Origin of the sequence: Haloferax sp. ATCC BAA-644 (assembly GCF_000336975.1) — an archaeon.
In the GTDB taxonomy this organism is placed as follows: Archaea; Halobacteriota; Halobacteria; order Halobacteriales; family Haloferacaceae; genus Haloferax; species Haloferax volcanii.
On sequence record NZ_AOLF01000022.1, the window covers coordinates 60,462 to 81,773 of the forward strand.

The 21,312-nt window shown below is 67.5% G+C and carries 20 protein-coding genes; 11 read left to right on the forward strand and 9 right to left on the reverse strand.

The window, feature by feature from the left end:
• Positions 1-4 precede the first annotated feature (4 nt).
• Positions 5-1,207, forward strand: a complete 1,203-nt coding sequence (locus C458_RS10415; RefSeq protein ID WP_008575514.1) for a KaiC domain-containing protein — start codon at positions 5-7, stop codon at positions 1,205-1,207.
• 111 nt (positions 1,208-1,318) lie between these two features.
• On the opposite strand, the gene C458_RS10420 is transcribed toward C458_RS10415, so the two are convergent.
• The 3 genes from C458_RS10420 to C458_RS10430 form a co-directional block, all read right to left on the reverse strand.
• Positions 1,319-1,990 carry a nitroreductase family protein gene (locus tag C458_RS10420; protein WP_006601371.1) on the reverse strand — a complete coding sequence of 224 codons (672 nt, stop codon included), beginning with the start codon at positions 1,988-1,990 and terminating at the stop codon, positions 1,319-1,321.
• A gap of 146 nt (positions 1,991-2,136) precedes the next feature.
• Entirely contained in the window at positions 2,137-2,568 is a 432-nt protein-coding gene (locus C458_RS10425; RefSeq protein ID WP_008575518.1) for a universal stress protein, read from the reverse strand.
• A 57-nt stretch (positions 2,569-2,625) separates the two neighbouring features.
• On the reverse strand, positions 2,626-4,587 hold the full coding sequence (locus tag C458_RS10430) for an ATP-binding protein (RefSeq protein WP_008575522.1): 1,962 nt from the start codon (positions 4,585-4,587) through the stop codon (positions 2,626-2,628).
• 134 nt (positions 4,588-4,721) lie between these two features.
• Between C458_RS10430 and C458_RS10435 the strand changes: the two genes are divergently transcribed.
• Positions 4,722-5,135 carry a hypothetical protein gene (locus tag C458_RS10435; RefSeq protein WP_008575525.1) on the forward strand — a complete coding sequence of 138 codons (414 nt, stop codon included), beginning with the start codon at positions 4,722-4,724 and terminating at the stop codon, positions 5,133-5,135.
• 42 nt (positions 5,136-5,177) lie between these two features.
• Here C458_RS10435 and C458_RS10440 read toward each other — a convergent pair whose 3' ends face one another.
• On the reverse strand, positions 5,178-6,452 hold the full coding sequence (locus tag C458_RS10440; RefSeq protein WP_008575526.1) for a DNA double-strand break repair nuclease NurA: 1,275 nt from the start codon (positions 6,450-6,452) through the stop codon (positions 5,178-5,180).
• Between the two features lie 148 nt (positions 6,453-6,600).
• Between C458_RS10440 and C458_RS10445 the strand changes: the two genes are divergently transcribed.
• Complete coding sequence (locus tag C458_RS10445) at positions 6,601-7,260, forward strand: HAD family hydrolase (RefSeq protein WP_008575528.1); 660 nt, start codon at positions 6,601-6,603, stop codon at positions 7,258-7,260.
• 19 nt (positions 7,261-7,279) lie between these two features.
• Here the strand turns inward: C458_RS10445 and C458_RS10450 are convergent, their stop codons facing one another.
• Both C458_RS10450 and C458_RS10455 read right to left on the reverse strand, forming a co-directional pair.
• The gene (locus tag C458_RS10450) at positions 7,280-7,684 is read right to left on the reverse strand and encodes a hypothetical protein (protein ID WP_008575530.1); all 405 of its coding nucleotides are present in this window, start codon (positions 7,682-7,684) and stop codon (positions 7,280-7,282) included.
• 75 nt (positions 7,685-7,759) lie between these two features.
• On the reverse strand, positions 7,760-8,206 hold the full coding sequence (locus tag C458_RS10455) for a DUF2240 family protein (RefSeq protein ID WP_008575532.1): 447 nt from the start codon (positions 8,204-8,206) through the stop codon (positions 7,760-7,762).
• A 129-nt stretch (positions 8,207-8,335) separates the two neighbouring features.
• On the opposite strand from C458_RS10455, the gene C458_RS10460 reads away from it, so the two are divergent.
• Complete coding sequence (locus tag C458_RS10460; protein ID WP_004042262.1) at positions 8,336-8,713, forward strand: 30S ribosomal protein S8e; 378 nt, start codon at positions 8,336-8,338, stop codon at positions 8,711-8,713.
• Positions 8,714-8,867: 154 nt separating this feature from the next.
• Here C458_RS10460 and C458_RS10465 read toward each other — a convergent pair whose 3' ends face one another.
• The gene (locus C458_RS10465; protein ID WP_008575534.1) at positions 8,868-9,869 is read right to left on the reverse strand and encodes a phosphate uptake regulator PhoU; all 1,002 of its coding nucleotides are present in this window, start codon (positions 9,867-9,869) and stop codon (positions 8,868-8,870) included.
• Positions 9,870-10,215: 346 nt separating this feature from the next.
• Here C458_RS10465 and C458_RS10470 point away from each other — a divergent pair, with 346 nt between their 5' ends.
• From C458_RS10470 to phoU, 5 genes are all read left to right on the forward strand, one after another.
• A complete protein-coding gene (locus C458_RS10470; RefSeq protein ID WP_008575537.1) occupies positions 10,216-11,259 on the forward strand; it encodes a PstS family phosphate ABC transporter substrate-binding protein in 1,044 nt (347 codons plus the stop codon).
• A gap of 63 nt (positions 11,260-11,322) precedes the next feature.
• The gene (pstC, locus tag C458_RS10475; protein ID WP_004062589.1) at positions 11,323-12,282 is read left to right on the forward strand and encodes a phosphate ABC transporter permease subunit PstC; all 960 of its coding nucleotides are present in this window, start codon (positions 11,323-11,325) and stop codon (positions 12,280-12,282) included.
• A 1-nt stretch (position 12,283) separates the two neighbouring features.
• Entirely contained in the window at positions 12,284-13,912 is a 1,629-nt protein-coding gene (gene pstA / locus C458_RS10480) for a phosphate ABC transporter permease PstA (protein ID WP_008575540.1), read from the forward strand.
• Between the two features lie 51 nt (positions 13,913-13,963).
• Complete coding sequence (gene pstB, locus C458_RS10485) at positions 13,964-14,812, forward strand: phosphate ABC transporter ATP-binding protein PstB (protein ID WP_008575542.1); 849 nt, start codon at positions 13,964-13,966, stop codon at positions 14,810-14,812.
• Positions 14,813-15,001: 189 nt separating this feature from the next.
• On the forward strand, positions 15,002-15,682 hold the full coding sequence (phoU, locus tag C458_RS10490) for a phosphate signaling complex protein PhoU (RefSeq protein ID WP_008575545.1): 681 nt from the start codon (positions 15,002-15,004) through the stop codon (positions 15,680-15,682).
• Between the two features lie 84 nt (positions 15,683-15,766).
• On the opposite strand, the gene C458_RS10495 is transcribed toward phoU, so the two are convergent.
• Positions 15,767-17,998 (reverse strand): CDC48 family AAA ATPase, encoded by a 2,232-nt coding sequence (locus C458_RS10495; protein ID WP_004042269.1) that lies wholly within the window; start codon positions 17,996-17,998, stop codon positions 15,767-15,769.
• 193 nt (positions 17,999-18,191) lie between these two features.
• Here C458_RS10495 and larC point away from each other — a divergent pair, with 193 nt between their 5' ends.
• Positions 18,192-19,625 carry a nickel pincer cofactor biosynthesis protein LarC gene (larC, locus tag C458_RS10500; protein WP_008575547.1) on the forward strand — a complete coding sequence of 478 codons (1,434 nt, stop codon included), beginning with the start codon at positions 18,192-18,194 and terminating at the stop codon, positions 19,623-19,625.
• Between the two features lie 45 nt (positions 19,626-19,670).
• Here the strand turns inward: larC and C458_RS10505 are convergent, their stop codons facing one another.
• Entirely contained in the window at positions 19,671-20,417 is a 747-nt protein-coding gene (locus C458_RS10505) for a hypothetical protein (protein WP_008575548.1), read from the reverse strand.
• A 171-nt stretch (positions 20,418-20,588) separates the two neighbouring features.
• Between C458_RS10505 and radB the strand changes: the two genes are divergently transcribed.
• Entirely contained in the window at positions 20,589-21,278 is a 690-nt protein-coding gene (gene radB / locus C458_RS10510; protein WP_008575550.1) for a DNA repair and recombination protein RadB, read from the forward strand.
• Positions 21,279-21,312: the final 34 nt, after the last annotated feature.

A 21,312-nucleotide genomic window follows, 5' to 3' on the forward strand; every position in this document is an offset into this window, starting at 1 on the left:
TCCCGTGAGTGACGACGACGACTGGTTCGAACGGGCACTCCGCGAGACCGACGACGGCGAGACCGACGCAGACGACGCGGACCCCGAGGAAAGCGAGCAGCGTGACGACGGCAAACCCGACGACGGCGAGACCGACGCAGGCGACGCGGACAGCGGTTCGGCCGCGGAGTCGGACGCGCCGGACTCGTCGGTGACGGGGGGAGCCGAGTTCGGGACCGAAAGCGAAGGGGTCGACGCCGCCGACGAGCGCGACGAGCCGCTGTCGTCCGGTGACGGCCCGTTCGGGGACAGTACGGGCGACGACTCACGCGACGACGACCCACTCGACGGCGACGACGACCCGTTTTCGACCGACTTCGCCACGGCGTTCAACAACGCGCCGATGCCCGACGCCGGCGGCGGGTTCGGCGGCGACTCGTCCGACGACGATTTCGGATTCGGTCCCGTTCCCGGCTCCGGTCCCGAGGGGTCTGACTCCCCGACGTTCGACGACGAGGAGCTCGACTCCGACATCGACCGCATCGATATCGGCATCGAGGGGCTCGACGACATGATTCTCGGCGGCGTCCCCAAACGGTCGCTGATGGTGGCCATCGGGAGCGCCGGGACCGGCAAGACGACGTTCGGGCTACAATTCCTCCGGAAAGCCCTCGAAGACGGCGGTAGCGGCGTCTACATCACGCTCGAAGAGAGCCGCGAGCGCATCCTCGATACGGCCGACGAGAAGGGCTGGGAGTTCTCGACGTACGAGGGCGACGGCCGACTGGCCGTCGTCGACCTCGACCCCGTGGAGATGGCCAACAGCCTGTCGAGCATCCGCAACGACCTCCCGCGGCTGGTCGAGGAGTTCGGCGCAGACCGACTCGTCCTCGACTCCGTCTCGCTTCTGGAGATGATGTACGACCACCCCTCGAAGCGCCGCAGCGAGGTGTTCAACTTCACGCGGTCGCTGAAGGACGCCGGCGTGACGACGATGCTCACCTCCGAGGCGGACCAATCGACGCCGTACGTCTCCCGCCACGGTATCGTCGAGTACCTCTCGGACGCCGTGTTCGTCCTCCAGTACGTCCGCGGCGACGACTTCCGGGAGACACGACTCGCAATCGAGATTCAGAAGATACGCGACGCCAACCACTCCCGGGAGACCAAGCCCTACGAACTCACGAACGAGGGCATCAGCGTCTACCAGCAGGCAAATATTTTCTAGGTCCGCGGTCGGCGTTCCGCGTTTCGTGTTTCATCTACGTTTCGGCGGCGTCGGCCTCGGAAGCGCGCTCCGCGGCACAAAAGCGTCGCCGGGAGCGGCGGCGTCGAGACCTCAGTCGTCGGCGGTCGCAGGGTCAGCCGACTGTTCGGACTCGAAGCTCTCGAAGTGGACGACCTCGTCGACCGGGCGGCGGTACTTGCGTTCCGCTTGCAGTTCGTCGGCGTCCTCGGCGGGGTACCCCATCGTCAGGAGCATCACGGGTTCGTACCGCTCGCCGTCGATGTCGAACGCGTCGAGGACGGCGTCGGCGTCGAAGCCGCCGACGGGACAGGAGGCGACGCCCTCGTCCCACGCGGCGTACATGAGCGACATCGCGACGAGCGACGTCGAGCGGACGGTCCAGACGCGGCGCTCCTGTTCGGGGAGGTCGGCCATGCCGGCGATGTTGTCGAGGATGCCGTCGCGGACCTCCTCGCTCGGCAGATAGCCTTTCTCCAGCATGTCGTCGGTGACGGTCTCGGCGTGCGCTTCGGGGTCCTTGTTGCCGAGCACGATGACCGACGCGGCGGCACCGGTGACGTGGTCTTGGTCGTAGGCCGCCTCGCGGAGCAGCTGCTGTGTCTCGTCTTCGCGCAGCACGACGAACTCCCACGGCTGGAGGTTGTAGCTCGACGGGGCCTGCACGGCGTTTTCGAATATCGTCCGGAGCGTCTCGTCATCGAGCGACTCGTCGGCGTACTCGTGGATAGAGCGGCGGGTCGTCACGACCTCTGTGAATTCCATCGGTTGCCGCCCAGGGACGGCACGGAAATAGGGCGTTGCAATCCGGTCGAACCGGCCGATTCCGGTGTGCTCGCAGGACTCATATCATCGCCTCACTAGGTGACGCCGGTGTTACCGAGGGGTCGGATACGCGGTCCCGTTCGGACTCACCGCACGATAGTCACGGGCACCGGCGACCGCCGGAGGACCTCCTCGGCGACGCTGCCGAGCAGGATGCGCGAGACCCCCGTCCGACCGTGGCTGCCCATCACGACGTGGTCGTAGCCGGCGTCGTCGTCGAGCACCTCGACGATGAGCTTCTGGGGGCTGCCGACCTCGATGCGGTCGGTGACCGGCCTGTCGGCGTCGACGAGTCCCACTTCGGCTTTCACCTCGGCGAACGTCTCTCTCGCCTTTCGTTTCTCCGCTTGGAACCACTCCTCGGAGCCGCTGAGCGCCCGCTCTTTGTAATCGGCGTCGGCGGGGTTGATGACGTTCAACAGCGTGAGTTCGGCGTCGGGCCACTCCGAGGCGGCAAAGCGGACCGCGGCGACTGACTGCGGCGACCCGTCGATTGGGACGAGCACGTGTTCGGCCATGTCGCGGCCTACTCGGTCGCGGGCTAAAAATCCGCCCGCCGCGCCGCGTTGGGGCGCTCAGTCGCCGTGTCGCGTCACGCAGGTCGAAAGCCCCGTCAGTTCGACGGGTTCGGAGTTGTCGGGCGAGTAGACGACCATCTGGCCTTTCTCCATGTACGGCACCTTGTCTTCGAGGTTCGGCGGGATGTTGACGCTCTTGATGGCGTCCTCGTCGCCGAGGTTGAGCACGATTTTCGTGTTCACCTGCTTGAACACCGGGTCGGCGATGTCCTGCGGGTCCTGCGTGATGAGGAACAGCCCGAGTCGCTCCTTGCGGCCCTGCTTGGCCGCCTCGGTGAACTTCTGGATGACCTTCCGCGCCTGCACCGAGTCGGCGTCGGTGAGGAAGTTGTGCGCCTCGTCCATCCCGAGGACGACCGGCGTCTCCTTGATGCGGTCGCTCGACGGGTCGTTCGAGAGCTTGTCGTCGATGAGCAGCGCCGACACCGCGAGGACGAACAGCTCCTTCGCCCGACTCGACGAGAGGTGGTAGGTCGGCACGACCGTCAGCCCGCCGGGGCGGACGAGCTGGTGGTCGAGGTCGGTTATCGGCCGGGCATCTTGGTCGAAGACGCCGCTCGGCACGCCGCGAACTCGGCGTTTCACCGCGTCGAAGGTGGCCTCGTGGACCCGCCCCGACTCGTGAAGCTCCTCTTTCAGCGCCGGGTCGTCGAGGAACGTCAGGAACTCCTTGTACGTCCCCGAATCGCCGTAGTTCCGGAAGAAGCGGTTCAGGAGTTCGGTGAGCGCCGGATACTGGTTGTCGTTGAGGCTGCTGCCGGCGACGAGCCACGGGAGGTCCCGAGCCATCGAGAAGGGGATGGTGAACTCCAACTGCTCGGCGCGGTGGTTCTCGCCGGGGTACGACGACCCGGCCATCTTGGGGACGAGCGCGACCGTATCCTCGTGGCCGCCGTGAGCGACGCCCTCGCGCTCGTAGCGCCGGGCCGTCTCGGCGTCCATGTCGGGGTTGTCGTCGTGCATCTGGGCGTACTCGTCCTGCGGGTCGAACTGGACGACCGCGGTCTGGACCTCGCGGCCGTCGTCCATCTCGTAGCTCCGTTCCTCCGAGAGGTACTGCCGCAGGATGTTCTTCGAGGCGTGGGTCTTTCCCGACCCGGTGCCGCCGGCGACGAGCGTGTGGCGGAACACGAGCGGGTCGCCGTCGGTGTAGTCGTCGTTCAGCCGGTAGTCGATAGTCGGCGGCCGGGCCGCGGTCCGGACCTTCTCGCCGCCGACCGAGAGGTGGCCGAGGAAGACGCCCGCCTCGGGAATCTTCAGGCCGGTCTTAATCTGGGTCGCGTCGGTGGCCTCACCGACCGTCGCCTGCGGTTTCGGCACGCGGTCGACCATCCGGCGCTTGAGGTCGCCGCCGTCGGAAAACAGGACGGCGATGGGTTCGAGTTCGGCCATGAACTTGAAATCGCGCTCCTCGAACTCGTCGGCGGGGCGGCGCATCGCCCGGCGGGCGTGAATCTCCGTCGCGTCGTCGGCCTGGAACTCCTGGGCGTACTCCAGGCCGACGATGCGGCAGAACAGCAGTTCGTCGTCGGGGTAGGGGACGACGAGGTACTTCCCGAGGCGGACGCGCTCGCGGTTGCCCGCGGTCACGAACGCCCGGAGCGCCGTCCGCTCGGGGTCCTCCGACACGCGCAGGCCCTGCGAGACCGCAATCGCGCCGACGCCCCGCTCGTCGCCGACGGGGTCGGCGTCGTAGTCGTCGAACCGCAGGTCGTCCGCGTCGTCGGTCGCGCCTGCCGAAGCGGTCGCGCCTGTCGAGCCGTCGTCGTCGCGGTGGCCGGGGTCGGTTTCGACGCCGTCGCCACCGACGCCGTCCCCGTCGGCCGCGTTCCCGCCCTCCGAGGCGGGTTCGGAGCGCCCGTTTCCGGCGGCTTCCGCTCCTCGGTCCGCTTGACTCGGGTCGGACGTGTCGTCGGGGTCGTCGCCGGCGAAGTCGCTAAAATCCCCCAGGTCGGTCATGTTCAAACGCTTGCGGGCGGCGAGTAAAAAGCCACGCGTCGGCGGCGGCTCTCAGTCCCGTGTCTGATGGTCCCGTATCCCGCGGTCTCGGGGCGTCGCGTACGACTTTTCCGTGTCGCGCACCTAGCCCGGCTATGTTATTGGTCCGCGGTCACGGCGGCGGCACGGCACTCACCGGCACGATATTCGAGCGGGGGGAGCAAGCGCCGACCTACCGCGGCGCGCCGGACGAGGACGCCCCCTACGTCTGGGTCTGCGACGAGTTCTACGAGGTCGAAAGCGGCGGCTCGGAGACCGAAATCGACGGGCGGACGATTCGCGTCGCCTTCGACACGCCGCTCCCCCGCGGCTTCGACACCCGCGAGCAGGCGCTGTCGGCGGCGAAAGAACACGTCAAGACGCAGTTCGCCCGAGTCGGCGTCCCCGCCGACGACGTGCGGGTCGAGGTCGTCAGGCCCGAAGAGGAGGGAACGCCGGAGGACGAACAGCCCGACGCGGCGGGCCGCTCCGCCGACGAGGGCTCTCCCGAGGGAGACACGTCGCTCTGAGGCGGGTAGTCGGCTCGCTTTGCGCCCTCCAGCGGGACGGCCTCACTCGTCGGCGTCGACCCAGCGGATGTTGTCGTAGCTTTTCATCTGGTCCGAATCGAGCTTATCGGAGAGTTTGCGCCTGAGCGCCGCCTTCTCACCGACGCTCACCCGCGCGAGTTCGTCGGCCTTCTCGACCGCCAGCGGCGGCCCGCGCGTGGCGGCCACGTCGCGGACGACGTGGTGCATCAGGTCGGCGCGGCGGTCGGGGTCCTTCGTGAACGCGTAGGGCGCTTCGACTCGGTAGCACACGTCGGTTCGGGGGTCGTACAGCACGAAGAACGTCACCGTGTACGCCTCGGGGTCGAGCTTCCGCTCGATGCCGAACGCCTCGCCCTCGGCGCTCAGTTGGCGGTCCGACCCGCCGCGCGAGACGAACCAGCTCGTGAACGTGAGTTCGTCGGTGCGACGCTCGTCGCCGTCGGCTCCCTCGCGGCGTTCGAGCAGGCTGACAAAGAAGGCGGCGTCGTCCACCCACGGCCGCCTGCCGGCGTCGCTTCCGTCGAGCTGTGTTCTGACCGTGCGGACGACGTGTTTCGCGCCGGGGTTCTTCACGAAGCCGGCGAGGGGCACGTCCCGCTCGACGAAGCGCTCGACGAGTCGGACGTAGTTCTCTACGACGGCCTTCGGCTTCGCGTCGCGCGCGAGGTCCTTCAGTTCGGCGTCGCGGTCGCGCCAGTTCAGGAGTTCCTTCGGATACACCGGCCCGTCGAGGATGAGCAGGTCGGAGACGGCGTCGGCGTGTTCGAGCGCGTGGGCGCTCTCGGCGAGGTAGAGCGCGAGCGCGTGGACGACGCCCTCGGCGTAGCGGTTGACCCGCGGGACGCTCAGCACGCGCCGTCGGCCGTAGCCCTCGTCGGAGTGGAGCCACTCGTCGGTGTCGAAAAACTGGACCGGGTCGTGGGTGTGCGCCGCCATGACGATAGAGCGGTGGCGGTGGAGGTCGAGGTCCGACGGCTCGGCGGCCATCGCGGCGTGGGCCACGTCGAGGACGAGTCCGTTTTTGAACGTCGTCGGGTTGATGGTTCCCGAGTCGAGGCCGTGGACGGTCGGAAACGGCGACTCCGTGAGCGCCACGTCGTCGATATCCGCGGCGTGGAGCCGTTTTTCGCCGAGCGGCTCGACGATTGGGAGTCCTCCGTCGGGCGATTCGAGAGGGTCGAGCCACGATTCCCAGACCGTCCGCGCGAGGTCGTCGTAGTCGGCGTCGTCGACCGAGTCAGCGATGGAGCTCGCCATGGACGCGATGTCGTCCACATGGACGGGGTCGAGGGTCATATCTCGGCGTCGTCGCCGACGAGTATAGTGGTTGTCGTCGGCGGCGGGAGTCACCCCGACGGGACCGGGAGAACCGGCGTGCGACGGGTCGCCCCCTCGACAGGTCCCGGCACGCTCATACCGCTCCGTTGCCAACGCTTCACCGACGATGTCTGTCAGCGCGGTCGGGTTCGACCTCGACTACACACTCGCGGTTCCGACGCGGGACCGCGAGACGATCCTCTCGGAGGCGGCGGCGGCGGCCGGCGCGCCCCCGCTGACCCGAGAGGCGTACCTCCGGGCACACCAGGAGAACCTCACGCGCGAGACGCGCGAGCCCATCTTCGAGGCGCTCCTCGACGAGCACGGCTCTCCAGTCGACCCGGAACGAGTCGCGACGGCGTACCGAGAGCGAATCACCGACGCGGTCGTCCCCGTCGAGGGCGTCGAGGCGATGCTCGCCGGCCTGCGGACGACCTACCGCGTCGGTCTCCTCACCAACGGCCCGGTCGTGGCACAGGAGGCGAAAATCGACAAACTCGGGTGGCGCGACCACTTCGATACGGCCCTCGTGACGGGCGCGCTCCCCGCCGGCAAGCCGGACGGGCGGGCGTTCGACGCCCTGCTCGACGACCTCGGAACCGCCCCCGAAGAGACCGTCTACGTCGGTGACAGCGTCCACCACGACATCGCCGGCGCGCACGACGCCGGGCTGCTTCCGGTGCAGGTGCTCGGCGACGGCTGTGACGACCCCGACCCGCGAGCAATCGCACATATCCACCACGACGACTTGCCGGCCGAGCTTCCGAAGCTCCTCGCGGACCTCTGAACCGGTCGCGCGAGAGCGTCTATTCTCGGTCTTCCTCTCGCTCCTCGGCTCCGAGCGCCGTGACCAGCGCACGGAACGCCGGGAGCGCCCACTTCACCTGCGCGCCGTCCTCGACGAACACGAGCGTCCGCGGCGGGCGGACCGCCTTCGGGCGAACGCGAAGCCCCGCCTCGGAGGCGGCCTCGGCGGTCACGTCGGGATGGGCGAGGAACTCGACGCGGGCGCGGTCCGGTTGGACGTACACCTCGGCGACGCGTTCGCCCTCGGCGGCCACCGCGTAGGCGAGCGCGCCGTCGTCGGTCGGTTCCACGTCGGGGTCGGAATCGACGACGGAGAGAACCGAAAAGGCGTCCTCGTGGCCCGTGGCCTCCGAGGCGAGCAGTTGGGCGATGCGTGTCCCGTCGGAGAGCGAATCGACGACCATGCCGGTCGTTCGCGCCCGGACGGTTTCGGGGTATCGCTTCGCGGCGGGCGGAGAGAAGGGAACGACTGGCCGGCGCTACTCGGCCAGCGACCGCTTTGCTTTCTCGGCCGCGTCGTCCACGTTCACGTCGTTCGCGCGCGCGAACAGCACCGCGGCGGCCTCGGCGGTGACGCCGAGGCGCGACTGTCGCTCGTTGATGCCGGCGACGGCGGCCTGCTTTTCGACGCCGGCGGCGACGCAGGCGTCGAGAACCCGCTCGAACGCCGACTGCTCGCGGAGGACGGCGGCGTCGGGTTCGAACTCCTCGGGAATCTGTACGTCGGCGGGGTCGAACGTCGCGACGACCTCGCCGTCGTCGCGCTCGACGAGGCCGCGACCCGCCGCGAGGTCGATGAGGCGCTTGGCCTGGTCCGGGGAGAACCAGTCGCGGTCGAGCGACAGGGCGACGACGAACTCGCCCTCGCCGAGGCGGGTCGAGCCGTGTTGCCGGAAGGGGACGGCGACGGTGACGTCGAGACTCATCGCTTCGACGGCGGGCGCGGGCGAACTAAACGGTTTGTGTTGCCTCCGCCTCCGAGCGACGTGGTGGCACCCGTCTCCGCCGAGCACCGATTCGAGCGATTCAAGTAGTCACCGAGGTTTTTACCCCGTATGAAGGACCAAGGACGCTCCAAGCGGAAGCGGACCGGCGGTCGGCGCAAGCCGTCCCGAAACAAGAAGCGATACCAGCTGGGCCGCGAACCCGCCGCCACGACGGTCGGCGAGCCCCGGTTCCAGATTATCGACTCCCGCGGCAACAACGAGAAGCTCCGCGCCCTCTCGACGAACGTCGCGCAGGTCGCAGACGGTGCCGACGTGACGCAGGCCGACATCGAAGGCGTCGTCGACAACCCGTCGAACGTCAACTACGCCCGCCGGAACATCATCACGAAGGGCTCCATCATCGACACGAGCGCCGGTCGCGCCCGCGTCACCTCCCGCCCCGGTCAGGACGGACAGGTCAACGCCGTCGTCGTCGACGACGAGTAACTCTCTCTCCCCGCGTCGTCGTTTCGGCGCGGCTCGACTGTTTTACTCCCGCGAGCCGCGCGGCCGTCGCTCACGGGCGCGATTGGTCGAAGTCGAAAACGGAACTGGACGGTGCTGAATCGAATCGTGCGACCCGACGCGGCGGGTCGGCCGGTCAGGGCGTCGGCGCGGCCTTCTGGAGCGCCGTTTCGGCGATGTTGCCGCCGTAGTCGGCGCTCCGCGAGACGGAGTCGACGATGAGACCGAGCAGTTGCGCGCGCGCCGGGTCGAGGTCCCGGAGGAGTTCGTCGATGCCGCGGGCGCTGGCGTCGATGGCCTGAACGGCCTCGCGAGACTCGTTGGCGAGGCGGCTCGCCTCGTCGCTTTCCTCGGCGAACAGCGCGTCCATCCCGCCGTTGACGACGCTTTCGGTTTCCTTGAACAGCTCCTGAATCGCCTCGACGATTTCGCCGTCGACGGGCTCCTCGAAGTTCAACGAGAGGTGGGCAATCTTGGTCGCGTGGTCGCCGATGCGCTCCAATTGCCGGGCGGCGGACTGGTAGTCGAAGCAGATTTCGCGGGGGAGGCCGAGCTCTTCTGCGGCCTTCGGGGTCCGGAGCGTCGCCCGGAAGATGCGGGAGACGACCATCCAGAGGCGGTCGACGTCGTCGTCGCGCTGGATGACATCGCGGGCCATGTCGTCGTCCTGCTCGGCGATGGCCGCGATGGCGTCTTCGAGCATCGAAAGCGCGATGAGTCGCATCCGAGTGACCGCGTTGTGGATGGAGAGCTCGGAGGAGTCGAGCAGGTCGCGGATGACGACCCGGTCGCGCGTCTCTTCGAGCACTTCGAGACCGACGAGACTCTGGGTCGCCTCGCGGATGGTCCGGCGCTGGTCGGTCGTGATGCGCGAACTCTCCAGCGCGATGATGTCGAACCCGCTCACGTACATCGTCATGACGGCGCGCGTGAGTTCGTCGCCTTCGAGGGTCGCGATGTCGAGGGTGCCCTCGGTGCGTTCCTCCTCGGAACGGGGCGTCAAGAACAGCGAGTCGCCCTCCGGATAGAACTCGACTTCGCTCCCCGCCGAGACGCCGTTGTCCGTCGCCCAGTCTTTGGGAATCGAGACGGTGTAGGTGGAACCGCCCGTCACCTGCACCTTTCGGGTTTCGACCATGTCCGTGGGTGGTTCTCAATCCACAATAAAACTGTCTATGTCTATATATTGGGGTTCGTTTTTATGTGATAAGCGCGACCGAACGTGACTCGTGCCGATTCGAGCGCGAACTGCCGCCCACTCAGTAGTCATTTTGCGCCGCGTCCGTCGCCCCGAGCGCCCCGCGTTTTCTGACACGTCGGAGAAAGTTCGCGCACTAGACGGCCATGAATGGGGTAATCGGCTGTTTTCGTCGATTTTACTCCGCTCTTGTTACACGCTAGCATCCCTTGGGGACATACCGGAATGTATCACTATATAGTCGTCATAGCAGAGTATTTACGGAAAAATCGGCTCCTCAAAATCGATGACGCGTAACTCGGACAGCGTTCTTTCGCGGCGTAAGTTCCTGATTGCCTCGGGCGCGACCGGTCTCGCGGGACTCGCCGGGTGTACCGAGAACAACACCGGCGGCGAGGGCGGGAGCTCCGGCGGCGACTCCGAGGGAACGGACTCGTCGGGCGACGGGAGCAACGAGCTTTCGGGAACCATCGACATCGCCGGTTCCTCGACGGTGTTCCCGCTCGCAACCGCGGTGGGCGAGCGCTTCCAGAGTGAGCATTCGGAGGTCAACATCAACCTCCAGTCCACCGGCTCCGGTGGCGGCTTCGCGAACTACTTCTGTACGGGGCAGACCGACTTCAACAACGCCTCGCGCCCCATCAAGGGCGAAGAAGAGACGCAGTGCGAGGACAACGACGTGACGCCCGTCGAACTCAAGGTCGCAACCGACGCGCTGACCGTCATCGTCAACAACGACAACGACTTTATCGGCGAGGGGCTCACCGTCGAACAGCTCCGGACCATCTTCTCGGCCGAGTCGACTCCGACGACGTGGTCGGACGTCAACTCCGAGTGGCCCGACGAGGAAATCGATATTTACGGTCCCACCGACGCCTCCGGTACCTACGACTACTTCATCGAGGCCATCATCGGGGAGGAGGGCCCGGGCCACCGTCAGGACTACTCCGCGACCGAGCAGGACCGCACTATCATCCAGGGCGTCGAAGGCTCCGAATACGCGATTGGCTACCTCGGCTTCGCGTATTACAGCGAGAACACCGACGCCGTGCAGGCGGTCGCCATCGAGAACGACGCCGGCGAGTTCGTCGAACCGTCGCTCGACACCGCGCTGTCCGGCGAGTACAACCCGCTTTCCCGCCCGCTGTTTACCTACCCCGCCCGCGAGTCGCTCGCGGAGGACCACGTCGCGGCGTTCGCCCGCTACTGGATGGAGAACTCCACCAGCCGCGAAATCGTCGCCGACGAGGTCGGCTACGTCCCGCTGGGCGAAGACGAGCAACAGGAGATGCTCGACACCCTCAACGCGGCCATCGAGGAAGCCAACTAACCGCTTTCTCGACAGAATCAGCTAACGAAGCGCTTTTTCATACACCACGATTCAATCCAACCAATGAGCACAGATGACCTCGAAACCGACCTCACGCGGAACACGGAGAACGCGCCGCGTGAGCTACTGACGCGGTCGTTCTTCTTCCTGTGCGCGGCGTTGTCCGTCGTGACGACCCTCAGTATCGTCGGACTCCTCATCACGGAGGCGGCCAAGTTCTTCACGCTGACGGCCCCGCTGATGGGTGTCGCGGGGGAGACGGCCTCTATCGTCGACTTCCTCACCGGAACCACGTGGCAGATACACAGCCAAGAGTTCGGCGTGCTGGCGCTCGTGTCTTCGACGCTGATGGTCACTATCGGGTCGGCCATCATCGCGCTCCCGCTCGGCGTCGCCACCGCCATCTACCTCAGCGAGTACGCGAGCGCGCAGGCTCGGTCGGTTCTCAAGCCCGCGCTGGAAATCCTCGCCGGCGTCCCGACCGTCGTCTACGGCTTCTTCGCGCTCATCTACATCACCCCGGCGCTGGAAGTCGTCTTCCCCAGCATCGGGACGTTCAACATGCTGTCTGCGAGCATCGTCGTCGGCATCATGATTATCCCGATGGTCGCCTCTATCAGCGAGGACGCGATGTCCGCCGTCCCCGACGAACTCCGGCAGGCGGGCTACGGCATGGGCGCGACGAAGTTCGACGTGTCCACCGGCATCGTCGTCCCCGCCGCGCTGTCCGGCATCTTCTCCTCGTTCATCCTCGCGCTCTCTCGCGCCATCGGCGAGACGATGGCCGTCACCGTCGCCGCGGGCGCGCAGGCGAAGTTCCTCAACCCGCTCAACCCCGCGTCGTACCTCGAAGGCGCGCTGCCGATGACCGCCGCCATGGTCCAGCTTCTCACCGGTGACATCACCGGCGGCGGGCTGGCCTACCGCAGCCTGTTCGCCATCGGCCTCGTGCTGTTCGTCATCACGCTCGTCATGAACGTCATCAGCGACTACGTCTCGCGGCGCTACCGGGAGGCGTACTGAGATGGCGACCGACACCGACTCCGGCTACATCGACGGCTTCGGACAGGTTAGCCGAACCACCGGGACCGTCTTCCGGTATCTGCTGTTGGCCGCGACGATGTTCGGCATCGTCACGCTCGCGGTCCTCCTCGTCTACGTCGCCAACGACGCGATTCGCCCGCTCACCGCCGACCCCGGCTGGCATCTCACCTTCTTCCTGACGCTCGTCGTCCCCGCCGCGGTCGTCGGCGGCTATCTCGCGCGCCGGAACGTGCCGGCGCTCAAACTCGGCGGCATGGTCGTCGGGATGCTCGCGGTGTTCCTGCTGTTCAGCGGGGGCGTCGCCATCGTCTTCGTCGACATCGTTCCGCCGCTGACCGGCCTCTCGTACGTCGTCGGCCTCCTCGTCCCGGCGGCGCTCGTCGTCGTCCTGACGAAGTACGAACAGCGGATTTCCTTCACCCTCCGCGTCGCCGCGACCGGGGCCGCGTTCGTCCTCTCGCTCGTCGGCGTGCCGGGCTACTTCCACAGTATTCCCGAAATCGTCCGCCAACTTCCCGTGGTCCCCGCCGACTGGGTGATTCTGACGCTCGTCCTCGGCGGCGTGGCCGCGGTCGCCGTCGGCCAGTACGTCGCCCGCATCCGTGAGGACACCACCGCGGGCCTCGCCGCGGGCGCGTCCGCGCTCCTCTTGACCGGCCTCGCGGCCGTCGTCGGCCCGACGCTCGGCGTCGACGCCAACGCCGCCGCCGTCGTCACGTCGGTCGCGTTCGTTCCCACGCTGGCGTACGCCGGCGGCGCGGCGGTCACCCGAGAACGGGAGCGAATCGGCCTCCTGCTCGCGGCCGTCGTCATCGGCGGCTCGCTCGTCGGCGCGGTCGCGGTCGACGTGCTCGGCTTCGCCGGCCCGCAGTCGTGGGTCGACTGGCAGTTCCTCACGAGCGCCCACAGCGGAACCGCCGAGAACGCCGGTCTCTACCCGGCCATCGGCGGCTCCATCCTGTTGATGGCGACGGTCGCCGCCCTCTCGTTCCCGCTCGGCGTCGGCGCGGCGGTGTACCTCGAAGAGTACGCCCCCGACAACGCCTTCACCCGATTCATCGACGTGAACATCTCGAACCTCGCCGGCGTCCCCTCGGTCGTCTACGGCCTGCTCGGGCTCGGCGTGTTCGTCACCTACCTCGGCCAGCCGACGGGGACGGTCCTCATCGGCGGCGCGACGCTCGCGCTCCTCATCCTGCCCATCGTCATCATCTCCTCGCGCGAGGCGATTCGCGCGGTCCCCAGCGATATGCGGCAGGCGTCCTACGGCATGGGCGCGACGCGCTGGCAGACCGTGAAGAACGTCGTCCTCCCGGAGGCGTTCCCCGGCATCCTGACCGGGACCATCCTCGCGCTCGGCCGAGCCATCGGCGAGACCGCGCCGCTCATCATGATCGGCGCGCCGAACGTGCTTTTCAACCTGCCGACGGAGCTCACCTCGAAGGTGAGCGCGATGCCCCTGCAGGTGTACGCGTGGTCCAGCCTGTTCGCCAGCGAGGACTTCTACACGAAAGCCGTCCCGGCGGGCGTCGTGGTCCTCCTGGCGGTCCTCCTCGCCATGAACTCCATCGCCATCGTCCTGCGCAACAAGTTCGAAAGTGAATCCTGAACATCACCAATGAGCCAAAGAGACAAAGCACCCGAGGGAGAACAGCAAGCCATGAACGGAACAGAGGACCCGACGAACGACGAGATGCTCGTCGAAACCGACGTGAGCGACGGGCTCTCTGCGTCGGGGAACTCGGTGAGCCAAGGGGTCGAGACGGTCATCAGCTCCGAGGACATCAACGTCTGGTACGGCGACGACCACGCGCTCACCGACATCACGATGGACATCCCCGAAAACAGCGTGACCGCCATGATCGGGCCCTCCGGCTGCGGGAAGTCCACGTTCCTCCGCTGTATCAACCGCATGAACGACCTCATCGACGTCGCCCGCGTCGAGGGCCGACTCACGCTCCGCGGGAAGAACGTCTACGACGACGACGTCGACCCCGTCGCCCTCCGCCGCCGCGTCGGCATGGTGTTCCAGACGCCGAACCCGTTCCCCAAGAGCATCTACGAGAACGTCGTCTACGGCCTGAAGATTCAGGGCATCGACGCCGACTACGACGCGGTCGTCGAGGAGTCGCTCAAGCGCGCCGCCCTCTGGGACGAGGTGAAAGACCGCCTCCACGAGTCCGGGCTCGACCTCTCCGGCGGCCAACAACAGCGCCTCTGTATCGCCCGCGCCATCGCGACCGACCCCGAGGTGCTGCTCATGGACGAGCCCGCGTCGGCGCTCGACCCCGTGGCGACCTCGCAAATCGAAGACCTCGTGGAGGAGCTCGCCGAGGACTACACGGTCGTCATCGTCACCCACAACATGCAGCAGGCGGCGCGCATCTCCGACAAGACCGCCGTCTTCCTCACCGGCGGCGAACTCGTCGAGTTCGACGACACCCAGAAAATCTTCGAGAACCCCGAGAGCCAGCGCGTCGAAGACTACATCACCGGCAAGTTCGGATAACTCCGCCGCCCGCGCTCACCGGCGCTCGCCCGACCCTCGGGTCGCTTCCGTGCGACGTTCGATTCGCACCCGCGGAGCGACGGCCGCGTCCCGCCGTCGCGCATCCGACACGGTCGTTCGGGTGGTATCGGCGGCGCGGCCACCGAAACCATCACAAGGAATTTCACTTCGCCTGTCGGAACGTCACGTATGGCCAGAAACACGTACCAATCTCGCCTCAATCAGCTCGAAGAGGACGTGTTGTACCTCAGCGAACTCGCCGCCGAACGGGTCCGGTACGCCCTCGACGCGCTCGAAGACAAAGACGAGCGGAAGGCACAGGAAGTCATCGAGGGCGACCACGAAATCAACCGCATCTACCTCGACTTGGAACAGGACTGCATCGACCTGCTCGCGCTCCAACAGCCCGTCGCGGGCGACCTGCGGTTCATCGCGGCGTCGTTCAAAATCATCACCGACCTCGAACGCATCGGGGACCTCGCGACCAACCTCGCGCAGTACGCCATCGACGCCGAAAACGACGTGTACGCGGAAGTCGACATCCGCCGCATCGGTGACGCCGCCCTCGACATGGTCGACCAGGCGATGGACGCCTACGAGACCGAGGACACCGACCTCTGTCAGTCCGTGGCGGAGCGCGACGACGACCTCGACGCGATGTGCGACACCGCCTCCCAGAGCATCGTCCGCGACCTCATGAGCGGCGACGACTTCGAGGGCGACGGCGACCTCGACCCCGAAAGCGCCCTCGTCGACGTGCGCCGGCTCCTGCTCACCGTGCGCGACCTCGAACGCATCGGCGACCACGCCGTCAACGTCGCCGCGCGGACGCTCTACATGATAGACAACGACGACTCGCTGCTGTTCTGAGCGGGCGTCTCACGCCGACGCGTCGCTCCCTGTTTTTGCGGACTGGAAACAAAGAAAAAACGGCCCCGTCGACCGCCGCCCGACTTACTGGAAGCCGATTCGGCCGCCGTCGCGGGTGTCGGGCGACAGCCCCTCGCGGGAGCCGCCTTTGAACTGGTCTTGGATGTCCTCGTAGTAGCGCATCAGTTCCTCGGTGATGGTCGGGCGGACCGACTCCATCGCCTTGCGGAAGTGGCGCATCTCTATCTCTTCGGCGTCGGAGTCCTCGCGGAGCGCCTCGATGGCCGCCTCGCGGCAGATGGATTCGAGGTCGGAGCCGACGTAGCCGTCGGTTATCTCCGCGATTTCGCGGAGGCTCACGTCCGGCGCGAGCGGGCTCTGCTGCGTGTGGATGTCGAGAATCTGCTCGCGGCCCTCCTCTTCGGGCTGGCCGATGAGTACGAGGCGGTCGAACCGGCCCGAGCGGATGAGCGCGGGGTCTATCATGTCCGGGCGGTTGGTCGCCGCGATGACCATGACGTTGCCCGCGTCTTCGAGGCCGTCTAACTCCGTCAGGAGCTGGTTGACGACGCGCTCGGAGACGTTGTTGCCCATGTCGTTGCCGCGGGCGGGGGCGAGCGCGTCCAACTCGTCGAAGAAGATGATGGTCGGGGAGACCTGCCGCGCCTTGCGGAACGTCTGCCGAATCGCCTTCTCCGACTCACCGACCCACTTCGACAGCAGCTGCGGGCCGCGCACCGAGATGAAGTTCGCGTTCGTCTCGTTGGCGACGGCCTTCGCAATGAGCGTCTTCCCCGTCCCGGGCGGCCCGTAGAGGAGCACGCCCTTCGGAGCCTCGATGCCCATCCGCTGGAACTTCTCGGGGGTCGTCAGCGGCCACTCGACGCTCTCTTGGACCTTCTGTTTGGGCCCTTCGAGCCCGCCCACGTCGTTCCACGTCACCTTCGGAATCTCGACGAGCACCTCGCGCATCGCCGAGGGTTCGACCTCGCCGAGCGCGCCGCCGAAGTCGTCGTTCTTGACGACCATGCGGTCGATGAGGCTCGGCGGGATGTCCTCCCTGTCGAGGTCGATTTCGGGGAGGTAGCGCCGCAGCGCCTTCATCGCGGCCTCCTTGGTCAGCGCCTCGATGTCCGCGCCGACGAAGCCGTGGGTGTCGTCAGCGAGGTCGTCGAGGTCCACGTCGTCCGAAAGCGGCATCCCGCGGGTGTGAATCTGGAGGATTTCCTTGCGGCCCTCCTCGTCCGGCACGCCGATTTCGATTTCGCGGTCGAACCGACCGGGCCGGCGGAGCGCGGGGTCCACCGAATCGACGCGGTTCGTCGCCGCGATGACGATGACCTGACCGCGGGCTTCCAGCCCGTCCATCATCGTCAAGAGCTGGGCGACGACCCGGCGTTCGACCTCGCCGGTCACGTCCTCGCGCTTGGGCGCGATGGAGTCGAGTTCGTCGATGAAGATGATGCTCGGGGACTCCTCTTTGGCGTCCTCGAATATCTCGCGGAGCTGTTGTTCGGACTCGCCGTAGTACTTCGAGATGATTTCCGGCCCTGCGATAGAGAAGAAACTCGCCGAGGTCTCGTTGGCGACCGCGCGGGCGAGCAGCGTCTTCCCGGTGCCCGGCGGCCCGTGGAGCAACACCCCCTGCGGGGGCTCGATGCCCAGCTTCTTGAATATCTGGGGGTGCTTCATCGGCAGTTCGACCATCTCGCGGACGCGCTGAATCTCGTTGGTCAGGCCGCCGATGTCCTCGTAGGTGATGCCGCCGCCGGCCTTTTCGAAGCCCGAGATTGGCTCCTCGCGGAGTTCCACGTCGGTGTCCTCGGTGACGAGGACGACGCCCTCGGGCTTCGTCTCGACGGCGATGAGCGGAATCGCCTGTCCGGGCGACCGCATAAACGGATGGTTCGTACTCGACATCACCGGGACGATGTCGCGTTCGACCACGGGCCGTTTGAGAATCTGCCGTTTGACCATGCCGGCCGCGTCGGACCCGAACTGCACGCTCGCCTCCTCCGGCGGCGCAAGCACGAGTTTGTCGGCCTTCGTGGCCTCTGCTTTGCGGATGGTGACCCGCTCTCCGATGCCCACGTCGGCGTTCTGCCGCGTGAACCCGTCGATTCGGACCGTATCCGTGTTCCAGTCCTGCCGGTCTGCCCGCCACACCTTCGCGGCGGTCGTTTTTCCTCCCTCGATCTCGATGATGTCTCCCGGCGAGAGCTTGAGATGGAGCAAGGTGTCCGGATCAAGACGGGCGATACCGCGCCCCGAGTCGTTCGGGTACGCTTTCGCCACTTCGAGTTGGACTTCGTTCATGATTACCTCGCGGGGATGCTGATACCTGTGAGAGGCCATCGGATAAGTCCTTCCCCGGTCGGCCCGAGGCACCGTCCTCTCGTGGTTACAGCCTAGCACACCGTAGGGCGGGCGGCTACTAATCCCTGCCGACTGGACAGGGAACGGCGCGTCGATGGCTGGCGTTTTTACGCTCGAACACCACGGTTTACGCATGCGACTCCTCGCGTTCGACGGCCGGATGGGTGCCAGCGGCGATATGCTCCTCGGCGCGCTCGTCGCCGCCGGCGCTGACCCGTCGGTCCTCTCGCCCGTCGAAGACGCCCTCGACGTGACCTACCGCGTCCACGAGGTCGACAAAAACGGCATCCTCGCGACCAAGGTGGACGTGCTCCTCGCGGAGGCCGACGGCGGCGACCCCCGCGGCGAGGGTCACGGCGACGACCACCGTCGCCTGCGCGCCGACGGCGACGACGGAGCAGACTCCGACGACGCCGAACACAGCCATCAGCACCAGTACCACCACCACGACCACGCTCACGACGAGGAGCAGATTCACCACGACGGCGACGACAGCCACGAACATTCGCACGGCCACGACCACGGTCACTCGCACTCCCACGACGACCACACCCACGCCGAGGGTCACGGTCCGCACCGGACCTACCCCGAGGTCGTCGACCTCGTCGAGTCGATGAGCCTCCCGTCGGGCGTCGTCGCGGACGCGACGGCCATTTTCCGCGTGCTCGGCGAGGCCGAGGCCGAGGTCCACGGCACGGACCTCGACGCGACGCACTTCCACGAGGTCGGCGCGGACGACGCCATCGCCGACGTGGTCGGGGTCTGTCTCCTCCTCGACGACCTCGACGTGGACCGCGTCGTCACCGGCCCGGTCGCCGTCGGCGGCGGCGAGGCCGAGATGAGCCACGGAACCTACCCGGTCCCCGCGCCCGCCGTGCTCAACATCACCGCGGCGGCTGACTGGTCGGTCCGCGGCGGCCCCGTCGAGGCCGAACTGCTCACTCCCACGGGCGCGGCCATCCTCGCGCACCTCGCCGAGGGCGTCGAGACGCTCCCGTCGATGTCGGTCGAGTCGTCCGGCTACGGGGCCGGCGGTTGGGAGTTCCCCGACCACCCGAACGTCCTGCGGGCGGTCGTCGGCGACGGCGGCTCGCGGCTCGTCCGCGACGAGATTACCGTCCTCGAAACGAACCTCGACGACGCGCCGCCCGAAGTCCTCGGCAGCCTCCAAGCGACCCTGAAAGACGCCGGCGCGCGCGACGTGACCGTCGTCCCGACGACGATGAAGAAGTCCCGCCCCGGCCACCTCGTCAAGGTCGTCGTCAAGCCGGAAGACGCCGAGCGCGTCGCTTACCGCCTCGCGGTCGAGACCGGCACGCTCGGCATCCGCGAGCACGGCGCGGGCCACCGCTGGACCGCCCGCCGCGAGTTCGAGACGGCGACGCTCGACATCGACGGCGACGACTACGAAGTGAGCGTGAAGGTCGCCAGCGACGCCGACGGCGTCGTCTACGACCGAAGCGCCGAGTACGACGACGCGCTCGCGGTGGCGAACGAGACCGGGGTTCCCGTCCGTGAAATCATGCGCCGCGCCGTCGACGCGGTGGCGTCAGACGCCGGCGAGTGAGCCACGGACACGGAACTGGGACCGATTATTCGGTTCCTAACCGCCTCACTCCTCGCGCGAGCGGTGTTCGTCCAGCGCCTCGTCGATGCTCAGTTCGCCGCCGGCGACGCGCCGCGCGAGGTCCTCGTCGATGGTGCGGTTGTCTTCGGATGCCTCCCGGGAGCGCGCCTTGATGCGCGTCAGTTCGCCCTCGGTCGGCTCTATCTCGCGGGACTCGATGCGCTCGCCGTCCCGGCGGGCGATGTTCACCGCGGCGAGCACGTCGCCCATGCCGCGCGCGCCGCTGCCGAGGTACGGCGTCGTCCCGGTCTCGTCGACGAGTTCGACCGCGACGCCGTCGAGTTCGTTGATGAGCTTCGCGCCCTGTAAGCGCGCGCCGTCGCCGATGCGAACCACGGGGTCGACCGCGTCGTCGGTCTCCTCTCGGATGACCTCGACGGCGTCCGCAAGCGGGACGTGGAACGCGGCGACGACCGTCTCGCCCGAGAGGACCGCGATTCCCGGCCTCGTTCCGGGGTCGACGCCGACGACGGTCTGTCCGCCGTCGCCGCGAAGGCTCGCGAGCGCCTCGTCGACGGCCCGACGCACGTCGTCGCCCGTGGCGGTCACGCGAGTCACGGTTCCGTCGGAGCCCGTGCCGTCGAGGTCGTCGTCCGGGCCGGTGAGGAGGACGCGCGCCCGCTCGGGAAGCGAGTCGCCCGGCTCGACGGTCGTAAACGTGACACCTCGGCTCCGGAGTTCGGACACGGCCTCGTGGTAGAGGTCGAAGTCCGCGGTGGCGACGACTATCACGGGAGCCTCTTGGCGACGGCGACGAATAAAGCGTTGTGCGCGAGGCGCTCGCGGCGGTCGGGAGCCGGCGTCGGCTCGGTGACCGCGCGATGCCGGAGCGCGCCGGCGGCGGCCCGGCGACGACCGGGGTGGACCGGGGTCTTTTTCGGCCGGTGGCACTCACCTCCTGACGTGACAGAGTCAGTCTCCACCGGCTGTGACGCGCTCGACGACCTCCTCGACGGCGGGTTCGAACGCGGCACCGTCACGCAGGTGTACGGTCCCTCCGCGGCCGGCAAGACCAACGTCGCGCTCTCGGCGGCGGTCCGGGTCGCCGCCGCGGGCGGCACCGTCGTCTACATCGACACCGAGGGTCTGTCGGTCGACCGCTTCCAACAGCTCGCGGAGGCGGTCGCCCCCGAGGACGTGGAGTCTGTGACCTCGCGGCTGATGATAAGCGAGGCGTACGACTTCGAGGACCAAGCGCAGGCCGTCCGCGACGCCGAGGAGTTCGCCGCCAGCGCCGACCTCATCGTCCTCGACTCCGCGACCGGCTTCTACCGGCTCGAACGGACCGCCGAGGGCGACGGCGGCGAGGCGCTGCGCCGGGTCGCCCGGCAGGTCACCCACCTGCTGTCGCTCGCGCGCAAACACGACCTCGCGGTCGTCCTGACGAACCAGGTGTACGCCGACCCCGACTCCGACCGGACGCGCGCGCTCGGCGGCCACACCCTCGAACACTGGACCGGGACCGTCGTCCGCCTCGACCGCTTCCGCGGCGGCAACCGCCGGGCGACGCTCGAAAAGCACCGCGCGAAACCCGCCGGCGAGACGGCGACGTTCAAGATAACCGACCGCGGGCTCTCCGCGACTGACGTGTAGAAAAGGGGTCGACGCGGCCGGGGAGATGACCCGG